At 70.3% G+C, this 24,456-nt stretch carries 17 protein-coding genes; 16 read left to right on the forward strand and 1 reads right to left on the reverse strand.

Annotation, left to right across the window (positions count from 1 at the left end; all coding sequences use genetic code 11):
* Nucleotides 1–73 precede the first annotated feature (73 nt).
* The 13 genes from ACIQ7Q_RS13655 to ACIQ7Q_RS13715 all read left to right on the forward strand — a co-directional run bounded on the left by ACIQ7Q_RS13655 (nt 74) and on the right by ACIQ7Q_RS13715 (nt 19,407).
* Nucleotides 74–1,597, forward strand: coding sequence for a bifunctional folylpolyglutamate synthase/dihydrofolate synthase (locus ACIQ7Q_RS13655; RefSeq protein ID WP_403859952.1), 1,524 nt, complete (start codon nt 74–76; stop codon nt 1,595–1,597).
* Nucleotides 1,598–1,603: 6 nt separating this feature from the next.
* The gene (locus ACIQ7Q_RS13660; RefSeq protein WP_403859955.1) at nt 1,604–1,951 is read left to right on the forward strand and encodes a DUF4233 domain-containing protein; all 348 of its coding nucleotides are present in this window, start codon (nt 1,604–1,606) and stop codon (nt 1,949–1,951) included.
* 136 nt (nt 1,952–2,087) lie between these two features.
* Nucleotides 2,088–2,501: a nucleoside-diphosphate kinase gene (gene ndk, locus ACIQ7Q_RS13665; protein ID WP_403859958.1), complete on the forward strand. Its 414-nt coding sequence runs from the start codon at nt 2,088–2,090 to the stop codon at nt 2,499–2,501.
* A 255-nt stretch (nt 2,502–2,756) separates the two neighbouring features.
* Nucleotides 2,757–3,776, forward strand: a complete 1,020-nt coding sequence (locus ACIQ7Q_RS13670) for a rod shape-determining protein (RefSeq protein ID WP_403860563.1) — start codon at nt 2,757–2,759, stop codon at nt 3,774–3,776.
* A 129-nt stretch (nt 3,777–3,905) separates the two neighbouring features.
* On the forward strand, nt 3,906–4,961 hold the full coding sequence (gene mreC, locus ACIQ7Q_RS13675) for a rod shape-determining protein MreC (protein ID WP_403859961.1): 1,056 nt from the start codon (nt 3,906–3,908) through the stop codon (nt 4,959–4,961).
* A gap of 13 nt (nt 4,962–4,974) precedes the next feature.
* A complete protein-coding gene (gene mreD / locus ACIQ7Q_RS13680) occupies nt 4,975–5,646 on the forward strand; it encodes a rod shape-determining protein MreD (protein WP_403859964.1) in 672 nt (223 codons plus the stop codon).
* 16 nt (nt 5,647–5,662) lie between these two features.
* The gene (gene mrdA, locus ACIQ7Q_RS13685; protein ID WP_403859967.1) at nt 5,663–7,828 is read left to right on the forward strand and encodes a penicillin-binding protein 2; all 2,166 of its coding nucleotides are present in this window, start codon (nt 5,663–5,665) and stop codon (nt 7,826–7,828) included.
* A gap of 3 nt (nt 7,829–7,831) precedes the next feature.
* Nucleotides 7,832–9,031, forward strand: coding sequence for a rod shape-determining protein RodA (rodA, locus tag ACIQ7Q_RS13690; protein WP_403859970.1), 1,200 nt, complete (start codon nt 7,832–7,834; stop codon nt 9,029–9,031).
* Nucleotides 9,032–9,124: 93 nt separating this feature from the next.
* Nucleotides 9,125–10,642, forward strand: a complete 1,518-nt coding sequence (locus ACIQ7Q_RS13695) for a CHAD domain-containing protein (RefSeq protein ID WP_403859972.1) — start codon at nt 9,125–9,127, stop codon at nt 10,640–10,642.
* A gap of 52 nt (nt 10,643–10,694) precedes the next feature.
* Entirely contained in the window at nt 10,695–12,620 is a 1,926-nt protein-coding gene (locus tag ACIQ7Q_RS13700; protein ID WP_403859975.1) for a TIGR03960 family B12-binding radical SAM protein, read from the forward strand.
* Nucleotides 12,621–12,750: 130 nt separating this feature from the next.
* Nucleotides 12,751–13,962: a hypothetical protein gene (locus ACIQ7Q_RS13705; protein ID WP_403859978.1), complete on the forward strand. Its 1,212-nt coding sequence runs from the start codon at nt 12,751–12,753 to the stop codon at nt 13,960–13,962.
* Nucleotides 13,963–14,084: 122 nt separating this feature from the next.
* On the forward strand, nt 14,085–14,864 hold the full coding sequence (locus ACIQ7Q_RS13710; RefSeq protein ID WP_403859981.1) for a TIGR03936 family radical SAM-associated protein: 780 nt from the start codon (nt 14,085–14,087) through the stop codon (nt 14,862–14,864).
* Nucleotides 14,865–15,096: 232 nt separating this feature from the next.
* Nucleotides 15,097–19,407, forward strand: a complete 4,311-nt coding sequence (locus ACIQ7Q_RS13715) for an Rne/Rng family ribonuclease (RefSeq protein WP_403859984.1) — start codon at nt 15,097–15,099, stop codon at nt 19,405–19,407.
* Nucleotides 19,408–19,594: 187 nt separating this feature from the next.
* Here the strand turns inward: ACIQ7Q_RS13715 and ACIQ7Q_RS13720 are convergent, their stop codons facing one another.
* A complete protein-coding gene (locus ACIQ7Q_RS13720; protein ID WP_403859987.1) occupies nt 19,595–21,610 on the reverse strand; it encodes a glycosyltransferase in 2,016 nt (671 codons plus the stop codon).
* 382 nt (nt 21,611–21,992) lie between these two features.
* Between ACIQ7Q_RS13720 and rplU the strand changes: the two genes are divergently transcribed.
* The 3 genes from rplU to obgE all read left to right on the forward strand — a co-directional run bounded on the left by rplU (nt 21,993) and on the right by obgE (nt 24,137).
* Nucleotides 21,993–22,313: a 50S ribosomal protein L21 gene (gene rplU / locus ACIQ7Q_RS13725; RefSeq protein WP_147986440.1), complete on the forward strand. Its 321-nt coding sequence runs from the start codon at nt 21,993–21,995 to the stop codon at nt 22,311–22,313.
* Nucleotides 22,314–22,327: 14 nt separating this feature from the next.
* Nucleotides 22,328–22,582 (forward strand): 50S ribosomal protein L27, encoded by a 255-nt coding sequence (rpmA, locus tag ACIQ7Q_RS13730; RefSeq protein WP_005317677.1) that lies wholly within the window; start codon nt 22,328–22,330, stop codon nt 22,580–22,582.
* A gap of 118 nt (nt 22,583–22,700) precedes the next feature.
* Entirely contained in the window at nt 22,701–24,137 is a 1,437-nt protein-coding gene (obgE, locus tag ACIQ7Q_RS13735; RefSeq protein ID WP_403859991.1) for a GTPase ObgE, read from the forward strand.
* Nucleotides 24,138–24,456: the final 319 nt, after the last annotated feature.

The raw sequence follows: 24,456 nt of genomic DNA on the forward strand, positions 1-24,456 counted from the left end.
GGCAGACCGAGGCCCCGGGGATGCCCCCGGGGCCTCGGCCGTTCTTGTCGGCGCCCGTCCGTAGACTGGACCCGTGAGTGAGCACCCCGAGCCGTTCGACGAGTCCGATCCCTCCGACGAGCCCGATCGTTTCGAAGAGATCGTCGACGCCGAGACCGACCGTGACCCCGACCTGGCGGTGATCGAGGCCGGAAGCCGCACCCTGCGCGCCCAGGCCGGGTCGCCGCAGAGCGACGTGCCGGCCCGCCCGTCGGACCCGGAGGTGGACCGGGCGCTGCGGGCGGTCGAGGCCGACCTGGCGACGCGGTGGGGAGAGACCAAGCTGGAGCCCTCCGTCGCCCGTATCGAGGCGCTGATGGACGTGTTGGGCGAGCCCCAGCGCGCCTACCCCTCCATCCACATCACGGGCACGAACGGCAAGACGTCGACGGCCCGCATGATCGAGGCCCTGCTCTGCGCGTTCGAGCTGCGCACCGGCCGGTACACCTCGCCGCACGTGCAGTCGATCACCGAGCGGATCAGCCTGGACGGCGCGCCGATCGAGGCGGAGCGGTTCATCGAGACGTACAACGACATCAAGCCGTACGTCGAGATGGTCGACACGAGCCAGGACTTCCGGCTGTCCTTCTTCGAGGTGCTCACCGGTATGGCCTACGCGGCCTTCGCCGACGCGCCCGTCGACGTGGCGGTCGTCGAGGTCGGCATGGGCGGCAGCTGGGACGCGACGAACGTGATCGACGGCTCGGTCGCCGTCGTCACCCCCATCGACCTGGATCACACCGACCGGCTGGGCGACACGCCCGCTGCGATCGCCGGTGAGAAGGCCGGAATCATCAAGCAGGGCGCGACCGTGATCCTGGCGCAGCAGCCGGTGGACGCCGCGCAGGTGATGCTGAAGAAGGCCGTCGAGGTGGACGCGACGGTCGCCCGCGAGGGCATGGAATTCGGCGTCGTCTCGCGCGAGATCGCGGTGGGCGGGCAGTTGCTGACGCTGCGCGGTCTGGGCGGCGAGTACGAGCAGATCTTCCTCCCGCTGTACGGCGCGCACCAGGCGCACAACGCGGCGGTGGCGCTCGCCGCGGTCGAGGCGTTCTTCGGTGTGGGCGCGGGCGAGGCCCGCACACTCGACATCGACACCATTCGCAAGGCGTTCGCCTCCGTGGCCTCGCCCGGCCGTCTGGAGGTCGTGCGCCGCAGCCCCACTGTCGTGCTGGACGCCGCGCACAACCCGGCGGGGGCGCGGGCGGCGGCCGCCGGTGTCACGGAGTCGTTCGGCTTCTCCCGGCTGATCGGTGTCGTGGGCGCCAGTGACGACAAGGACGTGCGGGGCTTCCTTGAAGCGTTCGAGCCGATCTTCCACGAGATCGTGGTGACGCAGAATTCCAGCCACCGCGCGATGAACGCGGACGAGCTGGCCGCGGTCGCGGTGGAGGTCTTCGGCGACGAGCGGGTGGTCGTCGAGCCGCGGCTCGACGACGCACTGGAGGCGGCGATCACGCTCGCCGAGGAGGAGTCCGAGTTCGCCGGCGCGGGTGTGCTGGTGACGGGTTCCGTGATCACGGTCGGCGAGGCCCGGCTGCTGCTGGGGAAGGGCTGAGATCCCGTGCGTACGCTCTGTGCATCGACGCTGATCGGCGAGTTCTTCGTCATCGGCTTCGCCGGTCTGGTCGCCATGAAGTCGGACGACGCCTCGATGGCGGTGGTCTGGACGGTCTGCGGTGTCGCGATGCTGCTGTCGCTACTGCTGTGCGGCATGATCAGCCGTCCCGGCGGGATACAGCTCGGCTGGGCGCTGCAGATCGCCCTGGTCGCCAGTGGGTTCGTGGTGCCGGCGATGTTCTTCCTCGGCGTCCTCTTCGCCGGTCTGTGGTGGGCGTCGGTCCACTACGGTCGCAAGATCGACGAGGCGAAGGCGAAGTGGGCGGCGCAGGCGGAGACGGCCGAGCGTTGAGGACCCGCGGCGTCCGCGTCGCGGGAGGTCTGCCGGGTCTGCCGCCCGTGGCGGCCGGGGCGGGTGACGCCCTGTACGTCACACCCGGTAATGTCGGCCCAACCGCACACACCTGGCCTGCAAGGAGCCGCACACCATGACTCAGCGCACCCTCGTCCTGCTCAAGCCGGACGCCGTCCGTCGTGGACTCGTGGGCGAGGTCATCGGCCGCATCGAGCGCAAGGCCGACTGGAAGATCGCCGCGCTGGAGCTGCGCACGCTCGACCGCGCCACCCTGGAGCAGCACTACGCCGAGCACGTCGGCCGGCCGTTCTATGAGCCGCTCGTGGAGTTCATGCTCTCCGGCCCGGTCGTCGTGATGGTCGTCGACGGCGAGCGCGTCATCGAGGGTGTACGCCGCCTGGCGGGTCCGACCGACCCGATTGCCGCCGAGCCGGGATCCATTCGGGGCGACTTCGGCACGATCGTCCGGGAGAACCTCATCCACGCCTCGGACTCCGAGGAGTCCGCCATTCGGGAACTGAAGATTTTTTTCCCGGGTCTTTCCTGACAGCGCGTCAGCCGAACAGCGCTCTTGTCCTGGGGCGACCGATGGAATTTCGGTCGCCCTTCGGCATAGGCATGGGTATTGCGGGAACGCATCGCTCCGACGCATCGTCACCATAAACAGAGGTGGACCACCGCGCGGTGTCCGTGCAGGCGGCACTACGATGTAAGCCACCACGCCACAGCACCCACCTCGCCATCCTGAAAAGCCATCAATGCTCGATTTGGGAAGGCCAGACGCATCCTCATGGGGAACAACATGTCGTTCATCGGCCGTGACATGGCTGTCGACCTCGGGACCGCCAACACGCTGGTGTACGTCAGAGGCCGGGGGATCGTTCTCAACGAGCCGTCCGTCGTCGCCATCAACACCAACACGGGCGGCATTCTCGCGGTCGGCGCCGAGGCGAAGAAAATGATCGGCAGGACACCGGGCAACATCGTTGCCGTCCGGCCGCTGAAGGACGGCGTGATCGCCGACTTCGAGATCACCGAGCGGATGCTCCGCTACTTCATCCTGAAGATCCACAAGCGTCGGTACCTCGCCCGGCCCCGCGTTGTCGTCTGTGTGCCCTCCGGCATCACGGGAGTCGAGCGCCGCGCGGTCATCGAGGCGTCGACGCAGGCCGGCGCCCGGCAGGTGCACATCATCGAGGAGCCCATGGCCGCCGCCATCGGCTCCGGTCTCCCCGTCCACGAGGCCACCGGCAACATGGTGGTCGACATCGGCGGCGGCACCACTGAAGTCGCCGTGATCTCGCTCGGCGGAATCGTCACAGCACAGTCCATCCGCGTCGCCGGCGACGAACTGGACAACGCGATCATCCAGCACATCAAGAAGGAGTACTCGCTCCTCCTCGGGGAGCGGACCGCCGAAAGCATCAAGATCACCATCGGCTCCGCGTACGAGATGGAGAAGGACGAGCACACCGAGATCCGCGGCCGTGACCTCGTCTCCGGTCTGCCCAAGACCGTCGTCATCTCGGCCGCGGAGGTCCGCAAGGCCATCGAGGAACCGGTCAACGCGATCGTCGACGCCGTGAAGACGACGCTCGACAAGTGCCCGCCCGAGCTCTCCGGCGACGTCATGGACCGCGGAATCGTCCTCACCGGCGGTGGGGCGCTGCTGCGCGGCCTCGACGAGCGGCTGCGCCGCGAGACGGGCATGCCGATCCACATCGCGGAGGACCCGCTGGACTCGGTCGCGCTCGGATCCGGCAAGTGCGTCGAGGAGTTCGAGGCGCTCCAGCAGGTTCTGGACGCCCAGCCGCGTCGTTAGACGGTCGGACAATACGCCGAACGGGGGCTCTGACGCCCCCACATGGGGTCCTCCCCGCCCCCGACACGGGGGAAGGACCGTTGCTCTACCGATACGACCATTCCTACGAGGAAGGCACGGCCGCCGCACGTGAGGGACACAAAGGAGAGCCGGCTGCTCCTGGTGCTGCTGATCGCCATCGCGTTCGCCTTGATCACGGTGGACATCCGCGGCGGTGAGGAGTCACCGGTCGACGGCGCCCGGCAGGCCGCGGCCTCGGTCTTCGGGCCCGTCGAGAACGGCGTCGCGGCCGCCGTCGACCCGATCGGCAACGCGATCGGCGCGGTCCGGGACTCCGGTGACCGCCACGACCGCATCAAGCAGCTCCAGCTGGAGAACGCCGAGATGAAGCAGCGCCTCGGCAGCGACGACCGCAACCGCAGCCGACTGCGCCAGCTCGACGGCATGATCAGGACCGCGGCGGCCGGCCAGTACGGCATCAAAGGGGCCGAGGTCATCGCCATAGGAGCCGCCCAGGGCTTCTCCTGGACGGTGACCATCGACATCGGTGCCGAGGACGGCATCAAGCGCGACATGACGGTCATCAACAACGAAGGGCTCGTCGGCCGGGTCACCACCGTCGGCTCCCGCACGTCGACCGTCCTGCTCGCCAGCGACCCGGACTTCACCGTCGGTACCCGCATGGAGAAGACGGACGAGCTGGGCTTCGCGACCGGCCAGGGCGACCGGCCGCTGCTGGTCCAGCTCCTCAACGGCAAGTCGAAGGTCAAGAAGGGCGACCGGCTGGTGACCTTCGGCTCGCAGGCCAACAAGCCGTTCGTGCCGGGCGTCCCGGTCGGCGAGATCGTGCGGGTGGACCCGGCCCGGGGCGACCTCACCCGGAACGTCTATGTGCGCCCCTACGTCGCCTTCAGCAAGCTCGACGTCGTCGGTGTCGTCGTCCAGGCGCCCCGCGACGATCCCCGCGACACCGTGCTGCCGCCCAAGCCCGAGGCCCCCAAGCCCACCCCCACCGTCACGGTGACGGTCACCCCCGGGGCGTCGCCCGACGGCGACGAGGCGCAGGGCGAGAACAACGGCCAGGCGGAGGAAGACAGCCAGGCGCAGGAAGACGGTCAGGCGCAGGACGAGCAGGATCCCGGCGCCGGCGACGGTGACGCCACAGGCCAGAACGACGACAACTAGGAGCTGATCCGTCATGCGTTTCAACCGGATGCTGCTCTCGACGGCGCTCGTCGTGGTCGCCCTCGTCCTCCAGGTCTCCGTCCTCTCCCGCCTCCAACTGCCGGGCGCCGTCCCCGACCTCATGCTCCTCGTCGTCCTCGGACTCGCGATGGTCTACGGACACATGGCCGGCGCCTTCATCGGATTCGGAGCCGGCCTGCTCGCCGACCTCGCCCCGCCCGCCGACCACGCGGCCGGACGCTACGCGCTCGTCCTGTGCGTCATCGGCTACCTGGCCGGTCTGGTCCGCCCCGAGAACGGCCAGCCGCTGCGGTCCGCCACCGGCCCGATGGCCGTCGTCGTCGTCGCCGCTGTCGGCTCGACGCTGCTGTACGCCATGGTCGGCGCTCTCGTCGGTGACACCGCCGCCCGCCATGTGGGTCTGACGAGCCTGCTGCTCACCGCCGTCGTCTACGACCTGCTGCTCGCACCCTTCACCGTGCCGCTGATCATGTGGCTCGCCAGACGCAGCGACAACGATCCGCTCGCCGACAGCCAGAGTTCCCACGGCACCGATGTCGCGGCCGGCTGGCTCGCCTCCGGTACGGGGCTGCGCATCGGCGGCCCCCGCGGGGGACTGCGCCTCAAGGCGGCGAAGACACGGGCCGCCCGCGCCGGGCGCATCAAGGGAGTGAAGCGACTGTGACCGAGGGGCCAGCGGTATGAGCAACATCCCGGAGACCGGGCGGACCCCCCGGGTCCAGATCCGTCTTGTCATCATCCAGGTACTCGTCTTCTCCCTCCTCCTCACCCTCGGCGGCCGGCTCTGGTATCTCCAGATCCGCAACGGCGAGGAGTACACCGACGAAGCGAAGAGCAACCACGTGCAGCGGGTCGTCCAGCCCGCCGTCCGCGGCTCGATCCTCGACGCCCGCGGTGTGCCACTGGCCGACAACGAGACCCGCCTCGTGGTCTCCGCCTCCCGCACCGCGCTGATGAAGATGAAGGACGACGGCAAGGCCGTCCTCACCCGGCTCGCCGGCGTTCTCGGCATGAAGCCGCAGGAGGTCATGGACAAGGTCCGGCTCTGTGACTCCGAGACGCCTCAGCCCTGCTGGAACGGCTCCCCGTACCAGCCGATCCCGGTCACCGACGAGGCCACCACCCAACAGGCCCTGCAGATCCGCGAACGGACGGAGGACTTCCCCGGCATCACCGCGGAGCCCGCCGCGGTCCGCCGCTACCCGGCGCCCCTCAAGGCGCGGAGCTCGCAGGTGCTCGGCTATCTGTCCCCCGTCACCGACGAGGAGATCCAGAAGGCCAAGGACAGCGACTCGCCGTTCCTGCGCTCCGACCAGGTCGGCCGTTCGGGCCTGGAGCGCAGCTACGACGAACAGCTGCGCGGCAAGGCGGGCGTCACGTCGTACGAGGTGGACAAGCTCGGCCGGGTCATGGGCCAGGCCGAGGCGGACCCGGGTGTCCCCGGCTCCCACCTCGTGACCAGCATCGACGCCCGTGTCCAGGCCGTCGCCGAACGCGAGCTCCACCAGGCGATGAAGACGGTCCGGCGGGAGACCGACAAGGTCACCGGCCGCAGGTACGAGGCCGACGCGGGCGCCGTCGTCGTCATGGAGTCCAAGACCGGCCGTGTGGTCGCCATGGCCTCCCAGCCCGACTACGACCCCAACGCCTGGGTCGGCGGCATCTCCGCCAAGGACTACGCCAAGCTCACCGGCAAGAGCTCCAACTACCCTCTGCTCAACCGGGCCATCCAGGGCCAGTCACCCGCCGGCTCCGTCTTCAAGGTCGTGTCGGCGAGCGCGGCCGTGCGCGCCGGCCACCCCTTCGACGGCCGGTACAACTGCACCAGTTCCTACAGCATGGGCAACCGGAGTTTCGCGAACTTCGAGTCCAAGGGGCACGGCCCGATCTCCCTCGGTGACGCCCTCAAGTTCTCCTGCAACACGGTCTTCTACCGTCTCGGCCACGAGGAGTGGAAGCGCGACGGCGGCCTCAAGCCCAAGAAGAACGCCCACGACTGGTTCTACCGGACCGCCCACGACTTCGGATTCGGCGCCGAGACCGGCGTCGACCTGCCGAACGAGGTCACCGGGCGTATCCCCGACCGGCAGTGGAAGAGGAGCTTCTGGGAGGCCAACAAGGACGCCTGGTGCAAGCAGGGTAAGAAGGGCGGCTCCTATGTCGAGCAGATCGCCTACGAGAGCTGCCTCGAAGGCAATCAGCTGAAGGCCTTCGACAGCATCAACTTCGCGATCGGCCAGGGCGACGTTCTCATCACCCCCATCCAGCTGGCCACCGCCTACGCCGCCATCAGCAACGGCGGGACCCTCCACGACCCGACCATCGGCAAGGCCGTGATCAGCCCCGACGGCAAGAAGATCGACGAGATCAAGCCCAAGGCCCACGGCAAGCTGCCGGTCGACGCCGAAACCGTCAAGGACCTCGACAAGGGCCTGCGCTCGGTCGTCGAGCCCGGCGGCACCGCCGCCTGGAGGTTCGGCGGCTGGCCCCAGGACAAGATCCCGATGCGGGCCAAGACCGGTACCGCCCAGGTCTACGGCAAGCAGACCACCTCGTGGTTCGCCACCTACACCGACGACTACACCATCGTCATGACGATCTCCCAGGGTGGTACGGGCTCCGGCGCCTCCGGCCCCGCGGTGCGCAACATCTACGACGCGATGTACGGGCTGGACAAGGAAGGCAACCAGGACCTGAAGAGGGCCCTGCTCCCGAAGCCGCAGCAGACACTGCCCAAGATCTCCCCCGACGGCTCGATCGAGGCCCCGGAGGTCAAGCCCTACGTGCCTCCGAAGCCGAAGGACACCGAAGAATTGCTCGCGGGCCCGCCCGCGTGGAGGGACTGAGCCATGGCCACAGGCGGCTTCACCGTCTCCGGTTACGGCCCCGAGCGCGGCGGGCTCTGGAGCAGACTCACCGCCCGCGACTCCGTCGTACGCAGGCTCGACTGGCCGATCCTGCTCTCCTCGATCGCGCTGTCGCTGCTCGGGGCGCTGCTCGTGTGGTCCGCGACGCGCGGCCGCACCGAGCTCAACCACGGCGATCCGTACTACTTCCTCGTCCGGCACCTCCTCAACACCGGTATCGGCCTGTTGCTGATGATCGGGACGATCTGGCTCGGACACCGGACCCTGCGCGGCGCGGTCCCGTTCCTGTACGGGCTCTCCGTGGTGCTCGTGGTGCTCGTGCTCACCCCGCTGGGCGCCACCATCAACGGTGCGCACGCCTGGATCCAGCTGGGTGGCGGCTTCTCCCTCCAGCCCTCGGAATTCGTGAAGATCACGATCATTCTGGGGATGGCGATGATGCTCGCCGCCCGGGTCGACGCCGGCGACCAGGTCCATCCCGACCACCGCACCGTCGCCAAGTCGCTGTGCCTGGCCGTGCTGCCGATGGTCATCGTCATGTTGATGCCGGACCTCGGCTCGGTCATGGTGATGGTGGTGATCGTCCTCGGCGTGCTGCTGGCCTCCGGGGCGTCCAACCGCTGGGTCTTCGGGATCATGGGAGCGGGAGCGGTCGGGGCGGTCCTCGTCACGTTCCTCGGGCTCCTCGACGAGTACCAGCTCAACCGCTTCGCCGCGTTCGCCAACCCCGAGTTGGACCCGGCGGGCGTCGGCTACAACACCAACCAGGCGCGGATCGCGATCGGCTCGGGCGGACTGTACGGCGAAGGCCTGTTCAACGGCCACCAGACCACGGGCCAGTTCGTGCCGGAACAGCAGACCGACTTCATTTTCACCGTCGCCGGAGAGGAACTCGGCTTCCTGGGAGCCGGACTGATTCTCGCGCTGCTGGGCGTCGTGCTCTGGCGCGCATGCCGCATCGCCCGCGAAACGACCGAGCTGTACGGCACGATCGTCGCCGCCGGGATAATCGCCTGGTTCGCCTTCCAGTCCTTCGAGAACATCGGCATGACCCTCGGCATCATGCCCGTGGCTGGTCTGCCGCTGCCGTTCGTCTCGTACGGAGGCACCTCGATGTTCGCGGTCTGGATCGCGATCGGACTGCTCCAGTCGATCCGCGTCCAACGCCCGATAAGCGCATGACGCCCGGTCCCGCCCGGGGCGGGACCGGGATTCGGTCGTACCGGTCGACCATGTGGGCTGCCGCGGAGTCGATTCAGCGACTAAATTCGGGTCATGGCGGACACCAAGCGCGAGATCGAGCGTAAGTACGAAGCCACCCCCGGCACGCCCCTGCCGGATCTGAGAAAGGTCTCGGGGGTCTCGGACGTCGTCGGCAAGGGCGTTGCCGAGCTGGACGCGGTGTACTACGACACGGCCGACCTGAGGCTCGCCGCCGCTGCGATCACGCTTCGGAGGCGGACCGGCGGCGCCGACGCCGGATGGCACCTCAAACTGCCGGTCGCCCGCGGCGTGCGCGACGAGATCACAGCGCCCCTCTCCGACCTGCTGCCCGACCGTCTCGCCGCCCTCGTGCGTGCGCACACCCGCAACGCCGATGTCGTGCCCGTCGTACGGCTGTTGTCCTCCCGCGACGTGCTCCACCTCGTCGACGCCGACGGTGCTCTCCTCGCGGAACTCAGCAGGGACGCGGTCGTCGCGAAGCGCCTCACCGACGGCAATCGCACGGCCCAGTGGGACGAGATCGAGGTCGAGCTCGCCGACGGAGGAGACCCGGCCTTCCTCGACGCGGTCGACAAGAAGCTCCGCAAGGCAGGCGTCCTGCCGGCCGACTCGCCGTCCAAGCTCGCCCGAGCGCTCGCGGAGACGGGCTCCGTGCCCGAGGAACGCCCGGCGGCCCGAGCGCCGAAGGCCGCCGGCGACCACGTGCTCGCCTACCTCCGCGACAAGCGGGACGCCCTCGTCGCCAACGACCCCGGTGTGCGCCGGGACCTGCCCGACGCGGTGCACCAGATGCGCGTGGCGACCCGCCGCCTGCGCAGCGCCTTCCGCAGCTACGGGAAAGTAGTCGACCGTGCGGTCACGGACCCCCTGGCCGACGAGCTCAAGTGGCTGGCCGCGGAGCTGGGGGTCGCCCGCGACCACGAAGTGCTCAGCGAGCGGCTGCGTTCCCGAGTGGACGCACTACCCGACACTCTCGTCCTCGGCCCCGTGCACGCCCGGCTGCGCATCCGCTCGGCCGGAGGCGGCGCGGAAGCGCAGAAGCGAGCCGTCGCCGCCCTGGACAGCGAGCGCTACCTTGCGCTGCTCGACGCCCTCGACACGCTGCTCGCCGACCCCCCGCTGCGGAAAGCAGCCTCCCGGCCCCCCGAGGACGTGATGGCGAAGGCCGTCCTGAAGGACTACGCCCGCCTGTCCACCCGGGTCGAGCACGCTCTCGACCTGCCCCCCGGCAGGGAGCGGGACCTGGCCATGCACGACGCCCGCAAGGCCGCGAAACGCGCCCGCTACGCGGCCGAGGCCGCCAGGCCCGCGCTGGGAAAGGCGGCGAAGCGGTTCGCGAAGCGCATGAAGGCAGTGCAGAACCTCCTCGGCGAGCACCAGGACAGCGTCGTCGCACGCGAAGTGCTGCGGGACCTGGCGATCCAGGCACACGCGGCGGGGGAGACGGCCTTCACCTGGGGCCTGCTGTACGGGCAGGAGCAGGCGGGCGCCGCGGACAGCGAGCGCGAGCTTCCGGAGGTCTGGCAGCGGGCGTCCCGCCCGAAAATGCGGGCGGCCCTGGCAGGCTGAGCACCAAGGTACGCTTGAGGGTCACCCCTGCCAGCTCATGAAAGTCGCGTAGATGTCTGCCGAGTCGGTCTTCCCACAGCTCGAAGCGCTGCTCCCGCATGTGCAGAAGCCCATCCAGTACGTCGGCGGTGAGCTGAACTCCACCGTCAAATCCTGGGAGTCCTGCGATGTCCGCTGGGCGCTCATGTACCCGGACGCCTACGAGGTCGGTCTGCCCAATCAGGGCGTCATGATCCTCTACGAGGTACTGAACGAGCGGGAGGGCGTGCTGGCCGAGCGTACGTACAGCGTCTGGCCCGACCTCGAGGAGCTGATGCGCGAGCACAAGGTCCCGCAGTTCACCGTGGACAGCCACCGTCCCGTCGGCGCCTTCGACGTCTTCGGGCTCAGCTTCTCCACCGAACTCGGCTACACCAACATGCTCACGGCCCTCGACCTCGCGGGCATCCCGCTCGAATCGAAGGACCGCACGGTCGACCACCCGATCGTCCTGGCCGGCGGCCACGCCGCCTTCAATCCGGAACCGATCGCAGACTTCATCGACTGCGCCGTCATCGGCGACGGCGAGCAGGCCGTCCTCGACATGACGGAGATCATCCGCGCCTGGAAGGCCGAGGGCCGTCCGGGCGGGCGCGAGGAGGTTCTCTTCCGCCTCGCGAAGACCGGCAACGTCTACGTCCCCGGCTTCTACGACGTCGAGTACCTGCCCGACGGCCGCATCGGCCGGGTCGTGCCCAACAAGTCCGGTGTGCCGTGGCGGGTGTCCAAGCACACGGTCATGGACCTCGACGAGTGGCCGTACCCGAAGCAGCCGCTGGTCCCGCTCGCCGAGACCGTCCACGAGCGGATGTCCGTCGAGATCTTCCGCGGCTGTACCCGCGGCTGCCGTTTCTGCCAGGCCGGCATGATCACGCGCCCCGTGCGGGAGCGGAGCATCACCGGCATCGGCGACATGGTCGAGAAGGGTCTCAAGGCGACCGGCTTCGAGGAGGTAGGCCTGCTGTCGCTGTCCTCCGCGGACCACAGCGAGATCGGCGACATCGCCAAGGGCCTCGCCGACCGGTACGAGGAAGACAAGATCGGCCTGTCGCTGCCGTCGACCCGTGTCGACGCGTTCAACGTCGACCTGGCCAACGAGCTGACCCGCAACGGCCGCCGCTCCGGTCTCACCTTCGCCCCCGAGGGCGGCTCCGAGCGCATGCGTAAGGTCATCAACAAGATGGTCTCCGAGGAGGACCTGATCCGTACGGTCTCCACCGCGTACGGCAACGGCTGGCGGCAGGTGAAGCTGTACTTCATGTGCGGTCTGCCGACGGAGACCGACGAGGACGTGCTGCAGATCGGCGACATGGCGGTCAAGGTCATCGCCGAGGGCCGGAAGGTCTCCGGGCAGAACGACATCCGCTGCACGGTGTCCATCGGCGGGTTCGTGCCCAAGCCGCACACGCCGTTCCAGTGGGCGCCGCAGCTGAGCGCCGAGGAGACGGACGCGCGCCTGGAGAAGCTGCGCGACAAGATCCGTGGCGACAAGAAGTACGGCCGCTCGATCGGATTCCGGTACCACGACGGCAAGCCCGGCATCGTCGAGGGCCTGCTCTCGCGCGGTGACCGCCGCGTCGGAGCCGTCATCCGCGCGGTCTACGAGGACGGCGGCCGCTTCGACGGCTGGCGCGAGCACTTCTCGTACGACCGCTGGATGGCCTGCGCCGACAAGACGCTGCCGGACTTCGGCGTCGACGTCGACTGGTACACGACGCGAGAGCGCGCCTACGAGGAGGTCCTGCCCTGGGACCACCTGGACTCCGGTCTCGACAAGGACTGGCTCTGGGAGGACTGGCAGGACGCGCTCGACGAGACCGAGGTCGAGGACTGCCGCTGGACGCCGTGCTTCGACTGCGGTGTGTGTCCTCAGATGGACACGCACATCCAGATCGGCCCGACGGGCAAGAAGCTGCTGCCTCTGACGGTCGTCAAGTAGCGCAGCAACGCTCGGGGGGAGGGCCCGGCCATGGGGAGACCCCTGGCCGGGCCCTCCTCCGTTCGCGAGAACCTCGGGCGAAAAGCGCAGGTGGTGGATCCGTACGGGCCCGGGCTGCGTCATTGCTGACATGGACTTGGAAAAGCCGTCGCAGACACCCGCCGACCAGCGCTACGGCGCGCCCGTGGCCCCGCGGGACTACGAGCCGGGCGACGGCTGCCTCGCCGAGGTCATCAGGATTCCGGTACGGATCGTGGTGGTCCTCGTCGTCCTCCCGGTGCGGATGCTCTGGGACGTACTGATGATCTGCGGGCGGGCCGTGCAGAACGTCCTGCTGCGCCCGCTCGGTCGGGCCATCGGCTGGTTCTTCGAGAGGGTGGTCGCCCCGATCGCGCTCGGCGTCGCCTGGCTGGCCGGCCTCATCGGCAAGCTGCTGTTCGTCTGGCCATGGGTCGGTCTCTGGCGGTACGTGGTGGTGCCGGTGGTGAAGTACGGGCTGGTCGTCCCGGTGGTGTGGGTGTACCGGCAGCTGCTGACTCCACTCGGCCACGGCATCGCCTGGCTCGTCGAGCACCTGCTCGTCGCACCGGCGCGATGGACCTACCGCGCGCTGCTCGCCCCGCTCGGCCACGGCATCGCGGTCGTGCTGAGCTGGCTGGGCAAGGCGCTGTTCGTGTGGCCCTGGGTGGCACTGTGGCTCTACGTGGTGGTGCCGGTGGTGAAGTACGGGCTGGTCGTCCCGGCGGTGTGGGTGTACCGGCAGCTGCTGACCCCGCTCGGCCACGGCATCGCCTGGCTGGCACGCGGCATCGGGTACGGCATCACCACCGTCCTGCGCGGGCTGTGGGCAGCAACCGTGTGGCTGGTCACGACCCTGCTCGTCACCCCCGCGGCCTGGCTGTACCGGTACGTCCTCGCCCCCTGCGGCCGGGAGATCACCGCGGCCGTCGGCATCGCCTGGCGCGTCGCGGGCTACATCTCCCGCGCCGTCGGCCGGGGCCTGAAGTGGCTCGCCCGGAACCTGGTCGGCCGGCCCGCCCGCTGGTTCTACCTCGACGTGCTCACCCCCGTCGGCCACTTCGTGCGTGACACCGTCTGGCGGCCCGCCAGGAAGGCCGCCGTCGAGACCGGCCGGGCGACGCGCGCGGCGCTGCACCGGGCCGGCGAAACCGTGCGCCAGGCGCGGCGCGACGTATGGCGTGCGCTGGGCGGCACGCCCCGCGAGCCCCGGTCCGTGGCGGGCTTCGGGGGCCAGGCGCGTAACCTGGGTGGCGGACAACAAACACAGACCGTTCCCGGCGTGGCGGCCGAACCCGAGATCTCCCTGCACAAGCGGGGGTGAACCGGTCGGCCCCCGGGGAGCACCCCGCACTTGAGGACGGCGCGCCACCCGCGCCCGTCCCGCACCGAGGAGAAGAACCACTGGGCAAGCGACAGCCCGAAGGCCCGCCGCCCGCACCTGCGGTGCAGCGCATCCGACTGCGCTACACCAAGCGCGGCCGCCTCCGGTTCACCAGCCACCGTGACTTCCAGCGCGCCTTCGAGCGGGCTCTGAGGCGTGCCGAGGTGCCCATGGCGTACTCGGCGGGTTTCACCCCGCATCCCAAGGTGTCGTATGCCAATGCCGCACCCACCGGTACGGGCAGCGAGGCTGAGTATCTGGAGATCGCCCTCACCGAGCACCGCGACCCGGACAAGCTGCGTGAGCTGCTCGACGAGTCGCTGCCGGGCGGGCTCGACATCACCGACGCGGTCGAGGCACGTACCTCGGGCCTCGCCGACCGGCTCACCGCCTCCGTGTGGGAGCTGCGCCTGGACGGTGTCGGGATCGAGGAGCTCAAGAGCGCCGTTGCCGCCTTCCTCGCCGCAGAGACCGTGGAGGTCCAGCGGAAGACGAAGAACGGCATGCGGACCTTCGACGCCCGAGGCGCCGTCGCCGCCCTCGAAGCGGCTCCGGCGGCGTCCGATAGGCCCGGGGACAGCCCCTGTGCGATACTGCGCCTGGTTGTTCGGCACGTAACACCTGCCGTGCGACCCGACGACGTCCTGTCCGGTCTCCGAGCTGTGGCCGACCTGGCGCCGCCGGTCCCCGCAGCGGTGACCAGGCTGGCGCAGGGGCTCTTCGACGAGGAGTCCGGCACGGTGACCGACCCGCTCGCGCCCGACCGCGAGGCAGTCCTGGCCGCACCATCCACGGCCGCCGGGACCGCCCCTGCGACGGCGCCGGAAGGTCCCGCCGCGTAAGGACGGTCGTCGAGCGCAGCCCTGGCACTCGGGAGCCACCTGGGTCGGGCAGCGCAATGACACAGGAGACTTTCGCCAGGCCGTACGTACATCGCGTACGGAACCGGCGAGCCAGACATCAGCTCCCGTGCGGCGCCCGCGCCCCGGACGGCGGCACCGCGCACATCACGCGGGCCGCGGCCGGACCGGAAACAGGCGCGGCGCCCGGGAGCGCGACGGGAGAACCGCCCGCATGCTCGAGCCGAACGAATCCGGCACCGCCGGAAACAACGACAACGAACAACACAACGACTCGCCCAGCGACACGCTGCCGCCGCGCCGTAGGCGCCGCGCCGCGTCGCGCCCCGCGGGCGCGCCGAAGACGGCAGAGGCCGCCAGGACCGGAGAGGCCACGCAGGCGCAGGCCGCGGAGGCCGCCATCCCGGCAGTCGCCGATGTTGGCGCCGTGGTGGCCGGATCGGCCGAGGCGTCCGACGCGCAGCCCGCGGCCGACGCCGCGGCCGCTGAGGAGGCGCAGGTCGCCCAGGCCGTGACCGCCGCGCCGCGAGCGCGCCGTCGTGCCACACGCAAGGCGACGGCCCCGGCGGGCGCGCCGCAGGCCGCCGAAGAGGCTGCCGCTCCGGCCGAGGCTGCCCCTCCGGCCGAGGCCGCCGCGGCCGAGGCGCCCGCTCCGCGCGCCCGCCGCCGGGCCACCCGCAAGGCCACCGCTCCCGCCGGGAGCCCGCAGGCCGCTGAGGCTGTGACGGTCGCATCGGACTCCGGTGCCGCAGACGTTGCAGAGCCGGTCGTCGCAGAGCCGGTGGCCGAAGAGGCAGCACCGGCCCCGCGCCGTACCCGCCGTCGCGCATCCGCTCCCGCGGGTGCGCCGGAGGTCGTCGAGCCCGCCGAGGAGACCGCCGCTCCGGCCGAGGTCACCGAGGCCGTCGCCGCGGCCGAGGCGCCCGCTCCGCGGACCCGCCGCCGAGCCACCCGCAAGGCCACCGCTCCCGCCGGCGCTCCGCAGACGGCCGCACCGACCGCCGACGAGGCCGTCGAGACGCAGCCCGCGGTGGCCGCCGAACCGGAGAGGACCGAGGCCCCCGCGGCGACGGAAACCGCAGCCCCGCGCCGGGCGCGTCGCCGCGCGTCCGCGCCGGCCGGTGCGCCGAAGGCCGTCCAGGTGTCGGAAGACACCACTGCGCACGAGGCCGTGCAGACCGCGGCCCACGTCGCAGAGTCCGACGAAGAGGAGACCGCCGTGGCCGCTGTGAACGAGGAGCCCGCGCCGCGCCGTACCCGCCGCCGCGCATCAGCACCCGCCGGCACGCCCAAGGCCGAGGCCGAGGCCGCCGGGACCACCGAAGAGGTCCCGGCCGCCGAGACCGAGGAGCCGGCACCGCGCAGCCGCCGCCGGGCGACCCGTAAGGCGACTGCTCCCGCCGGTGCGCCGAAGGCGGCCGAGGAGGAGACCGCGGAGGCCGGCGAGAGCCTGCCCGAGAGCGCCGTCGCCCAGATCGCCGCCGACGAGGCCGAGGTGGCCGCCGCGGGGAAGGCGGCGACCCGCGGGCGTACGCGCCGCCGCGCGGTCTCGCCCGAGTTCACCGCGCAGCCGGCCGCCAAGGCGGAGCAGGCCGAGGAGGTAGAGGAAGCGCCCGCCCGTGGCCGTCGTGCCGGGCGGCCCGCGGTGCCCACCTTCCGGGCGCCGGTCTTCACCGAGCCGATGTTCCAGACTCCGGAGACGGCTGCCGCGGCTGCCGCGGCCACCGCCCCCGAGCCGGAGGAGGACGAGGAGGCCGTCGAGGCTCCCGTCGCGCAGGCCACCGCCCCCGAGCCCGCCGGACGTCGGCGCCGCCGCCGTCGGGGCGAGCCCGCCGAGCCGGTCGAGGCGCCCGCCGCCGAGGCCGCTCCGGCCGAGGACGAGACGGAGCCCGAGCAGGCGGAGGGCGCGGAGGACGAGGACCACGACGAGTACGAGGACCGTCCGTCGCGCCGCCGCCGGCGCGGAGGCCGTCGTCGTCGCCGTGGCGAGGCCGCCGACGCGGACGAGTCCGCGGAGGAGCCGTCCGAAGAAGCGGACACCGCTGCCGAGGAGGCCGACGAGGAGGCCGAGGAAGAGGACGAGTCGGAGACGCCGTCGGCCGCCGGTACCAGCAGCAGCCGTCGCCGCCGTCGTCGTCGCCGTCGCAGCGGTGACGCCGGTACGGAAGGCGAGCAGGGCACCGACGACCCGGAGCGCACGGTCGTCAAGGTCCGCGAGCCGCGCAAGAAGGAAGAGCCGAGCGACGAGGTCCAGTCCATCAAGGGCTCGACCCGTCTGGAGGCGAAGAAGCAGCGCCGCCGTGAGGGCCGCGAGCAGGGCCGCCGCCGCGTGCCGATCATCACCGAGGCGGAGTTCCTGGCGCGCCGCGAGGCCGTCGAGCGCGTCATGGTCGTCCGTCAGAGCGGCGAGCGCACCCAGATCGGCGTGCTCGAGGACAACGTGCTCGTCGAGCACTACGTCAACAAGGAGCAGGCCACCAGCTACGTCGGAAACGTCTACCTGGGCAAGGTGCAGAACGTTCTGCCGTCCATGGAGGCCGCGTTCGTCGACATCGGCAAGGGCCGCAACGCGGTCCTGTACGCCGGTGAGGTGAACTTCGAGGCGCTGGGCATGGCCAACGGCCCGCGCCGTATCGAGGCCGCCCTCAAGTCCGGCCAGTCGGTCCTGGTCCAGGTGACCAAGGACCCGATCGGTCACAAGGGCGCTCGGCTCACCAGCCAGGTGTCGCTGCCCGGCCGTTACCTGGTCTACGTGCCCGAGGGCTCGATGACCGGCATCAGCCGCAAGCTGCCCGACACCGAACGCGCCCGGCTGAAGACCATCCTCAAGAAGATCGTCCCCGAGGACGCGGGCGTCATCGTGCGCACCGCCGCCGAGGGCGCCAGCGAGGACGAGCTGCGCCGCGACGTCGAGCGTCTGCAGGCGCAGTGGGAGGACATCCAGAAGAAGGCGAAGAGCGGCAACGCGCCGACGCTGCTCTACGGCGAGCCGGACATGACCGTCCGTGTCGTCCGCGACATCTTCAACGAGGACTTCTCCAAGGTCGTCGTCAGCGGCGACGAGGCGTGGGAGACCATTTACGGCTACGTCTCGCACGTGGCGCCCGATCTCGTCGACCGGCTGCAGCGCTGGACCAGCGAGACCGACGTCTTCGCGGTCCACCGGATCGACGAGCAACTGATGAAGGCGCTTGACCGCAAGGTCTGGCTGCCGAGCGGCGGCTCGCTGGTGATCGACAAGACCGAGGCCATGATCGTGGTCGACGTCAACACCGGTAAGTTCACCGGCCAGGGCGGCAATCTCGAGGAGACCGTCACCAGGAACAACCTGGAGGCGGCCGAGGAGATCGTGCGCCAGCTGCGGCTGCGGGACCTCGGCGGCATCGTCGTCGTCGACTTCATCGACATGGTGCTGGAGTCCAACCGCGACCTGGTCATGCGCCGGTTGCTGGAGTGCCTGGGCCGTGACCGCACCAAGCACCAGGTCGCCGAAGTGACCTCGCTGGGCCTGGTCCAGATGACCCGTAAGCGGGTCGGCCAGGGCCTGCTGGAGTCCTTCTCCGAGACCTGCGTCCACTGCAACGGCCGCGGCGTGATCGTGCACATGGAGCAGCCGACGTCCCTCGGCGGCGGTGGCGGCAAGCGCTCGAAGAAGCGCGGCCGTGGCGGCGCGCAGGAGCAGGGCGAGGCTCAGCCGGAGACCACCGGCATCGAGACCGAGGCCGAGATCGAGACCGAGGAGGAGGTCGCCGCTGAGGTGGCCGCCCCCGCGGCGCTCGCCGAGCCCGCCTTCGTACCGGACGAGGAGCTGTACAGCAGCGCGGCCGAGGCCGAGGCGGCAGCCACGCGCGGGCGCGGCCGGCGGCGGGCGACCCGCAAGGTGTCGGCCCCGGCCGGTGCGCCGAAGCCCGTCGAGGTCACCGCGGAGCCGCAGGTCGAGGCCCCGGCTCCCGTGGCCGAGCCTGCCGCACCGGCGGAGGAGGCGGCCCCCACGGGTCGTGTCCGGCGCCGGGCCACTCGGAAGGTGTCCGCTCCGGCGGGTCCGCCGGTCACGTCGGAGCCGACCGTTCTGGAAACGACGGTCGAGGCGCCGGCCGAGCCGCAGCCCGAGGCGGTTTCCGCGCCCGTCGCAGAGGCGCCGGTCGTGGAGGAGGCGCCGGTCGCGGCTCCGCCGCGAGCGCGCCGCCGGGTGACCCGCAAGGTCACCGCCCCGGCTGGTTCGCCGTCGGGCGCGGAGGACGCGGCGATCGTCGTGCTCGCCACCGAGCCCAAGGCCGAGCCCCAGGCCGCTGAGCCCGAGGCGAAGGAGCCCAAGCCCGAAGAGGTCGAGGGCGAGGCTCCGGCAGCCAAGAAGGCGGCCCGCAAGACCGCCAAGAAGGCCACGGCGAAGAAGGCCGCCGCCAAGAAGACGACGGCCAAGAAGACGACGGCGAAGAAGACGACCGCGAAGAAGGTCTCCAAGAAGACCGCGGCTGCCGAGCAGGCCTCTGCTCCGGGAGTCTCCGCGAGCGCCCCTGAGGCGTAGGTCTCGGGTGCCGTGAGGGCACCGACGGTTGCGGCCCGCCCCTGGTTCTCCGGGGGCGGGCCGTGCTTGTGCGCAGGCGCGGTCCCACGGGCGGTACGCGGGCAGGGCAGACGCCAGAGGCATGCGAAGGGCCCGTTTCACCGGCCGACCGGTGAAACGGGCCCTGTGGTCCGCCGTGGACCGGTGCTCAGGTCTTTGCGGCGAGCCGCCGCAGCCGCCTGAGGACCGCTTTCACGATCGCGACCCGGCCCACGCGCAGCACGAGCCGGCTGCGACTGGCCGGCGCCGCGTACCGAAGAAGGCCGCCACGGAACCAGCGGGTGTTCTTGAGGTCGGACTGCGACGTGACCGGCTTGGACCAGGCGGAACCGCGCTGCGAGGGCAGCCACAGCGACACCGACCAGGAACCGGGGGCGAGGCCGTCGACCGAGACGTTTGCCTTGAAGCTGTTCGCACCGCTCGGCGTGACCGGGACGGTGAGGGTCCGGCCGCGTCCGCCGTCGAGCCGTACGGCGAGGGCGGAAACGGGCAGGGCCGCCAGCTTCCAGCTGCCCTCGACCTCGAGCTGCGAGGGGATCTCGGTGGACCAGCGCGTGCGTTCGACGTGCAGCTTGTCGGCCACCTTGTGCTTGTTCTCGCCGACGTCGAGGGTGAGGTTGTTGTAGGGCTGCGTGTAGTAGAGGGCGGCGGCGAAGTTCTCCTCGCCGTCGGCGACCACGTACGTCTCGGTCTTCTCACCGAAGCCGGGGAGACGCTTGTGGCCGAAACGAATCTCCTTGACGTAGTCCTGGATCCGTACGGCGACGAACACGTCCCACAGCCCCTTGGGGAGCCGGCCGCCGTCCACGGCCTTCGTCAGGTCGATCTCGGTGGAGAAGCCGGCCATGGGGTAGCTGTACTTCCCCCGGTCTTCCTTGGCACCGAGGTCGGGGGTGGCCACGGCGGTCGTCGGGAAGCGGTGCTCGACCTTGGTGTCGCGTTCGCGCAGCACCAGCTCGGTGGTGGCGTCCTCCTGCGGGAGGCCCCGCAGGTAGGCGTGTCCGGTCATGGCCAGCCGGCTGCCGTCGATCGTGACGGAGTCCAGCCGGTGACGGTCCTGGACGGCCTTCGTGACGTCGTAGATCTCGTCCGGGACACCGCGCTCGGGGTCGCGGAAGAACGGCAGCCGGGTGTAGGCGCGGTCGCCCTCGACGAGCACGTCGGGCTGGGTGCCGGCCGACCTGTGCCGACGGTCGACGTTCTCCAGCTCGATGGTCTCCTCGAGCATGTCGCGCAGGATCAGTTCGCAACGCAGCCGCGTGATGGCGTTGACCCTCGCCTTGAGCGAGTCCGGGTAGGAGCGCTTCAGCAGGGCGCGCAGCTCGTCGTAGTTCTTGCGCTGGAGCTCGGGGTCGCTCTCCCTGGCCAGGTGGATCAGCGCGTGGAACATGTCGACGGTCAGGTGACGGTTCATCAGTCCGTCGCGGTCGGGACCGGCCGGAACGTGCTTCTCGACCAGGTCGACCATCAGCTCCAGCACGCGGATGCGGACCTCTGCGCCGCGGGTGGAGGTGGTGGTGTTGCCGCCGTCGTCGCGCTTGACGATGTACAGGCAGTCGTAGTCGGCGACGACCGAGATGCCGTCCGCCTTCAGGTAGAGCATGCCGGTGAAGAGCTGGTCCTCCGCGGTCTTGTAGCCGAGCGGGAAGCGCAGCTTGTGCTTCTCGATCAGCTCGCGCCGGATCAGCTTCAGCGGGTTCAGCGTCCAGTACACCCGGGACTTGAAGACATCGGTGCGGGGCTGGTTGCGCAGAAACATCGAGCTGGGGGCGCCGCGGCCGTTGACGCCGACCATCTTGCCGAGCACGACGTCGGTCTTGTTCCTCTCGGCCATGGTGAACATGCGCTCGAGCGCCTCTTCGCCGAGGTAGTCGTCGGCGTCGAGGAAGAAGACGAACTTGCCGCGCGCGTGGTCCAGCCCCTTGTTGCGGGGGGCGGAGGGGCCGCCGGAGTTCTCCTGGTGGAACACCTGGAAGAGGCCGGGGTACTGCGCGGCAAACCGTTCCAGCTCCTCGCCGGTACCGTCGGTCGAGCCGTCGTTGACGGTGATGATCTCGATACGGTCCCGTCCGATGGACTGCTCCACCACGGACGTGAGCGTCTTCGTCAGATACGGCATGGCGTTGTAGGCGCCGATGATCACGGAGATGTCAGGCGTGGTCAAGGTCGATTCCGTTTCGCGTGCAGCCCGAGCGCTGGTCGCTGCACCGCAGCCCCCCCTGTCGACTCGACGGCCACTATTGAGGTGTTGAGAAAGTCCGCACCAATCCTACAAACCGCTTGATGCTGTGGAGACCGTGTGGCCATCACGGTTCTGTGACGGGACGTCCGGGGAAGGTTTGAGGTGCGGGGGAGCAGGCTCGGTTTGACCCGCCGGAGCCCGGTCCGTAACCTTGACCCTCGGCGTGTTTCCGTATGCGCCCACCCCTGAGCAACTCCCTCCCGGTCCTCCGGGAGAGGCCGCTTGTCCATTCGGATCATCCGGGCCCCGGCCCGCGTGAGCGGCTGGCATCAGAGGTTTCGTTCCGAGCGAGAGAGAGATCCGCGTGTACGCCATCGTGCGCAGCGGTGGTCGCCAGCACAAGGTTGCTGTCGGCGACATCGTTGAGGTTGACAAGATTTCCACTGCCCAGGTTGGCGACACGGTCGAGCTCTCGACCCTGCTCGTTGTCGACGGCGACGCCGTGACCAGCGACCCGTGGGTGCTGGCCGGTATCAAGGTCACGGCCGAGGTCGTGGACCACCACAAGGGCGCGAAGATCGACATCCTTCGCTACAAGAACAAGACCGGCTACCGCCGCCGCCAGGGTCACCGTCAGCAGTACACGGCGATCAAGGTCACCGGCATCCCCGCGGCTGCGAAGTAAGGGACTGAGGAGAGATGGCACACAAGAAGGGCGCATCGTCCACCCGGAACGGTCGCGACTCCAACGCTCAGCGGCTCGGCGTGAAGCGCTTCGGCGGTCAGGTCGTGCTCGCCGGTGAGATCCTGGTCCGCCAGCGCGGCACCCACTTCCACCCCGGCGCCGGTGTCGGCCGCGGTGGCGACGACACCCTGTTCGCGCTGCAGCCGGGTGCGGTGGAGTTCGGTACGCACCGTGGTCGCAAGGTCGTGAACATCGTTCCGGTCGCCTGACCGGAAATCTTCACGAGGGGCGGACCTCACTTCCCGTACGGGAAGCGGGTCCGCCTTTCGTGTGTTGAGAGACAGACATTTACGTACGTACGTCACACCGTTTACTGGAGGCACATCCATGACCACCTTCGTGGACCGCGTCGAGCTGCACGTCGCCGCGGGTAACGGAGGCCACGGCTGCGCCTCCGTTCACCGGGAGAAGTTCAAGCCGCTCGGCGGACCCGACGGCGGCAACGGCGGCCGTGGCGGTGACGTGATCCTGGTCGTCGACCAGTCCGTCACCACGCTCCTCGACTACCACCACAGCCCGCACCGCAAGGCCACCAACGGCAAGCCCGGTGAAGGCGGCAACCGCTCCGGCAAGGACGGACAGGACCTGGTCCTGCCGGTCCCGGACGGCACCGTCGTCCTCGACAAGCAGGGCAACGTCCTCGCCGACCTGGTGGGCCAGGGCACCACCTTCGTGGCCGCCGAGGGCGGCCGCGGCGGCCTCGGCAACGCCGCGCTCGCCTCCGCCCGCCGCAAGGCCCCCGGCTTCGCGCTGCTGGGCGTGCCCGGTCAGTCCGGCGACGTGGTGCTCGAGCTCAAGACCGTCGCCGACGTCGCACTCGTGGGTTACCCGAGCGCCGGCAAGTCGTCGCTGATCTCCGTGCTCAGCGCCGCCAAGCCGAAGATCGCGGACTACCCGTTCACCACGCTGGTGCCGAACCTGGGTGTCGTCACCGCGGGCTCCACGGTGTACACCATCGCGGACGTCCCCGGCCTCATCCCCGGCGCCAGCCAGGGCCGTGGCCTGGGCCTCGAGTTCCTGCGGCACGTCGAGCGCTGCTCGGTCCTGGTGCACGTCCTCGACACCGCGACGCTGGAGTCCGACCGTGACCCCGTCTCCGACCTCGACGTCATCGAGGAGGAGCTGCGGCAGTACGGCGGCCTGGAGGACCGGCCGCGGCTCGTCGTCCTCAACAAGGTCGACATCCCCGACGGCCAGGACCTCGCCGACATGATCCGCCCGGACCTGGAGGCGCGCGGCTACCGCGTGTTCGAGGTTTCCGCGGTGGCGCACAAGGGCCTGAAGGAGCTGTCCTTCGCCCTGGCCGAGATCGTCGCCGAGGCGCGTGCCGCCAAGCCGGTGGAGGAGGCGACCCGCATCGTCATCCGCCCCAAGGCGGTCGACGACGCGGGCTTCACGGTCACCCCGGAGGAGGACGGCCTCTTCCGCGTGCGCGGCGAGAAGCCGGAGCGCTGGGTGCGCCAGACCGACTTCAACAACGACGAGGCCGTCGGCTACCTCGCAGACCGCCTCGCCCGCCTCGGCGTCGAGGACCAGCTGATGAAGGCCGGCGCACGCGTGGGCGACGGCGTCGCAATCGGCCCCGAGGACGACGCGGTCGTCTTCGACTGGGAGCCGACGGTGATGGCAGGCGCGGAGATGCTCGGCCGCCGCGGCGAGGACCACCGCTTCGACGCGCCGCGTCCTGCTGCGCAGCGGCGGCGGGACCGTGATGCGGAGCGTGACGAGGCGGAGAAGGAGTTCGAGGGTTTCGACCCGTTCTAGCCCGGCGCTCTCCGGCGCGGTGGCTCGGCCGGTCCCGGGTCGTCGGGCGGAGTCCGGCGCAGCCGCCCGAAGCCCGGCGACCCGTCCGGCGCGGCGCCTGGCCGGGACCGGTCCGGAGGAGCGTGACCCCGCCTGTGGGGCGAGACCCGAGAGGGTGCCCGCCCCACAGGCGGGGTCTTCTTGTTGCCCGGAGCGCGCAACCCGGCGCCCGGCTCTTCCGTCAGACATGGTTGAAGGCGGGCGTTCACCCGGAATCGATGCAACCTTGGTCGAGTGGGTGATATCCGGCATACCGTGAATCGTGGGGCCGGGCTGCCTC

Source organism: Streptomyces sp. NPDC096176, from assembly GCF_044763255.1.
Taxonomy (GTDB): Bacteria; Actinomycetota; Actinomycetes; order Streptomycetales; family Streptomycetaceae; genus Streptomyces.

Excerpts from the sequence above, each read along its gene's own strand:
- ndk (WP_403859958.1), top strand. The coding sequence starts at position 2,088 with ATGACTCAGCGCACCCTCGTCCTGCTCAAGCCGGACGCCGTCCGTCGT.
- ACIQ7Q_RS13670 (WP_403860563.1), top strand. The coding sequence starts at position 2,757 with ATGTCGTTCATCGGCCGTGACATGGCTGTCGACCTCGGGACCGCCAAC.
- mreD (WP_403859964.1), top strand. The coding sequence starts at position 4,975 with ATGCGTTTCAACCGGATGCTGCTCTCGACGGCGCTCGTCGTGGTCGCC.
- mrdA (WP_403859967.1), top strand. The coding sequence starts at position 5,663 with ATGAGCAACATCCCGGAGACCGGGCGGACCCCCCGGGTCCAGATCCGT.
- rodA (WP_403859970.1), top strand. The coding sequence starts at position 7,832 with ATGGCCACAGGCGGCTTCACCGTCTCCGGTTACGGCCCCGAGCGCGGC.
- ACIQ7Q_RS13695 (WP_403859972.1), top strand. The coding sequence starts at position 9,125 with ATGGCGGACACCAAGCGCGAGATCGAGCGTAAGTACGAAGCCACCCCC.
- ACIQ7Q_RS13700 (WP_403859975.1), top strand. The coding sequence starts at position 10,695 with ATGTCTGCCGAGTCGGTCTTCCCACAGCTCGAAGCGCTGCTCCCGCAT.
- ACIQ7Q_RS13705 (WP_403859978.1), top strand. The coding sequence starts at position 12,751 with ATGGACTTGGAAAAGCCGTCGCAGACACCCGCCGACCAGCGCTACGGC.
- ACIQ7Q_RS13715 (WP_403859984.1), top strand. The coding sequence starts at position 15,097 with ATGCTCGAGCCGAACGAATCCGGCACCGCCGGAAACAACGACAACGAA.
- rpmA (WP_005317677.1), top strand. The coding sequence starts at position 22,328 with ATGGCACACAAGAAGGGCGCATCGTCCACCCGGAACGGTCGCGACTCC.
- obgE (WP_403859991.1), top strand. The coding sequence starts at position 22,701 with ATGACCACCTTCGTGGACCGCGTCGAGCTGCACGTCGCCGCGGGTAAC.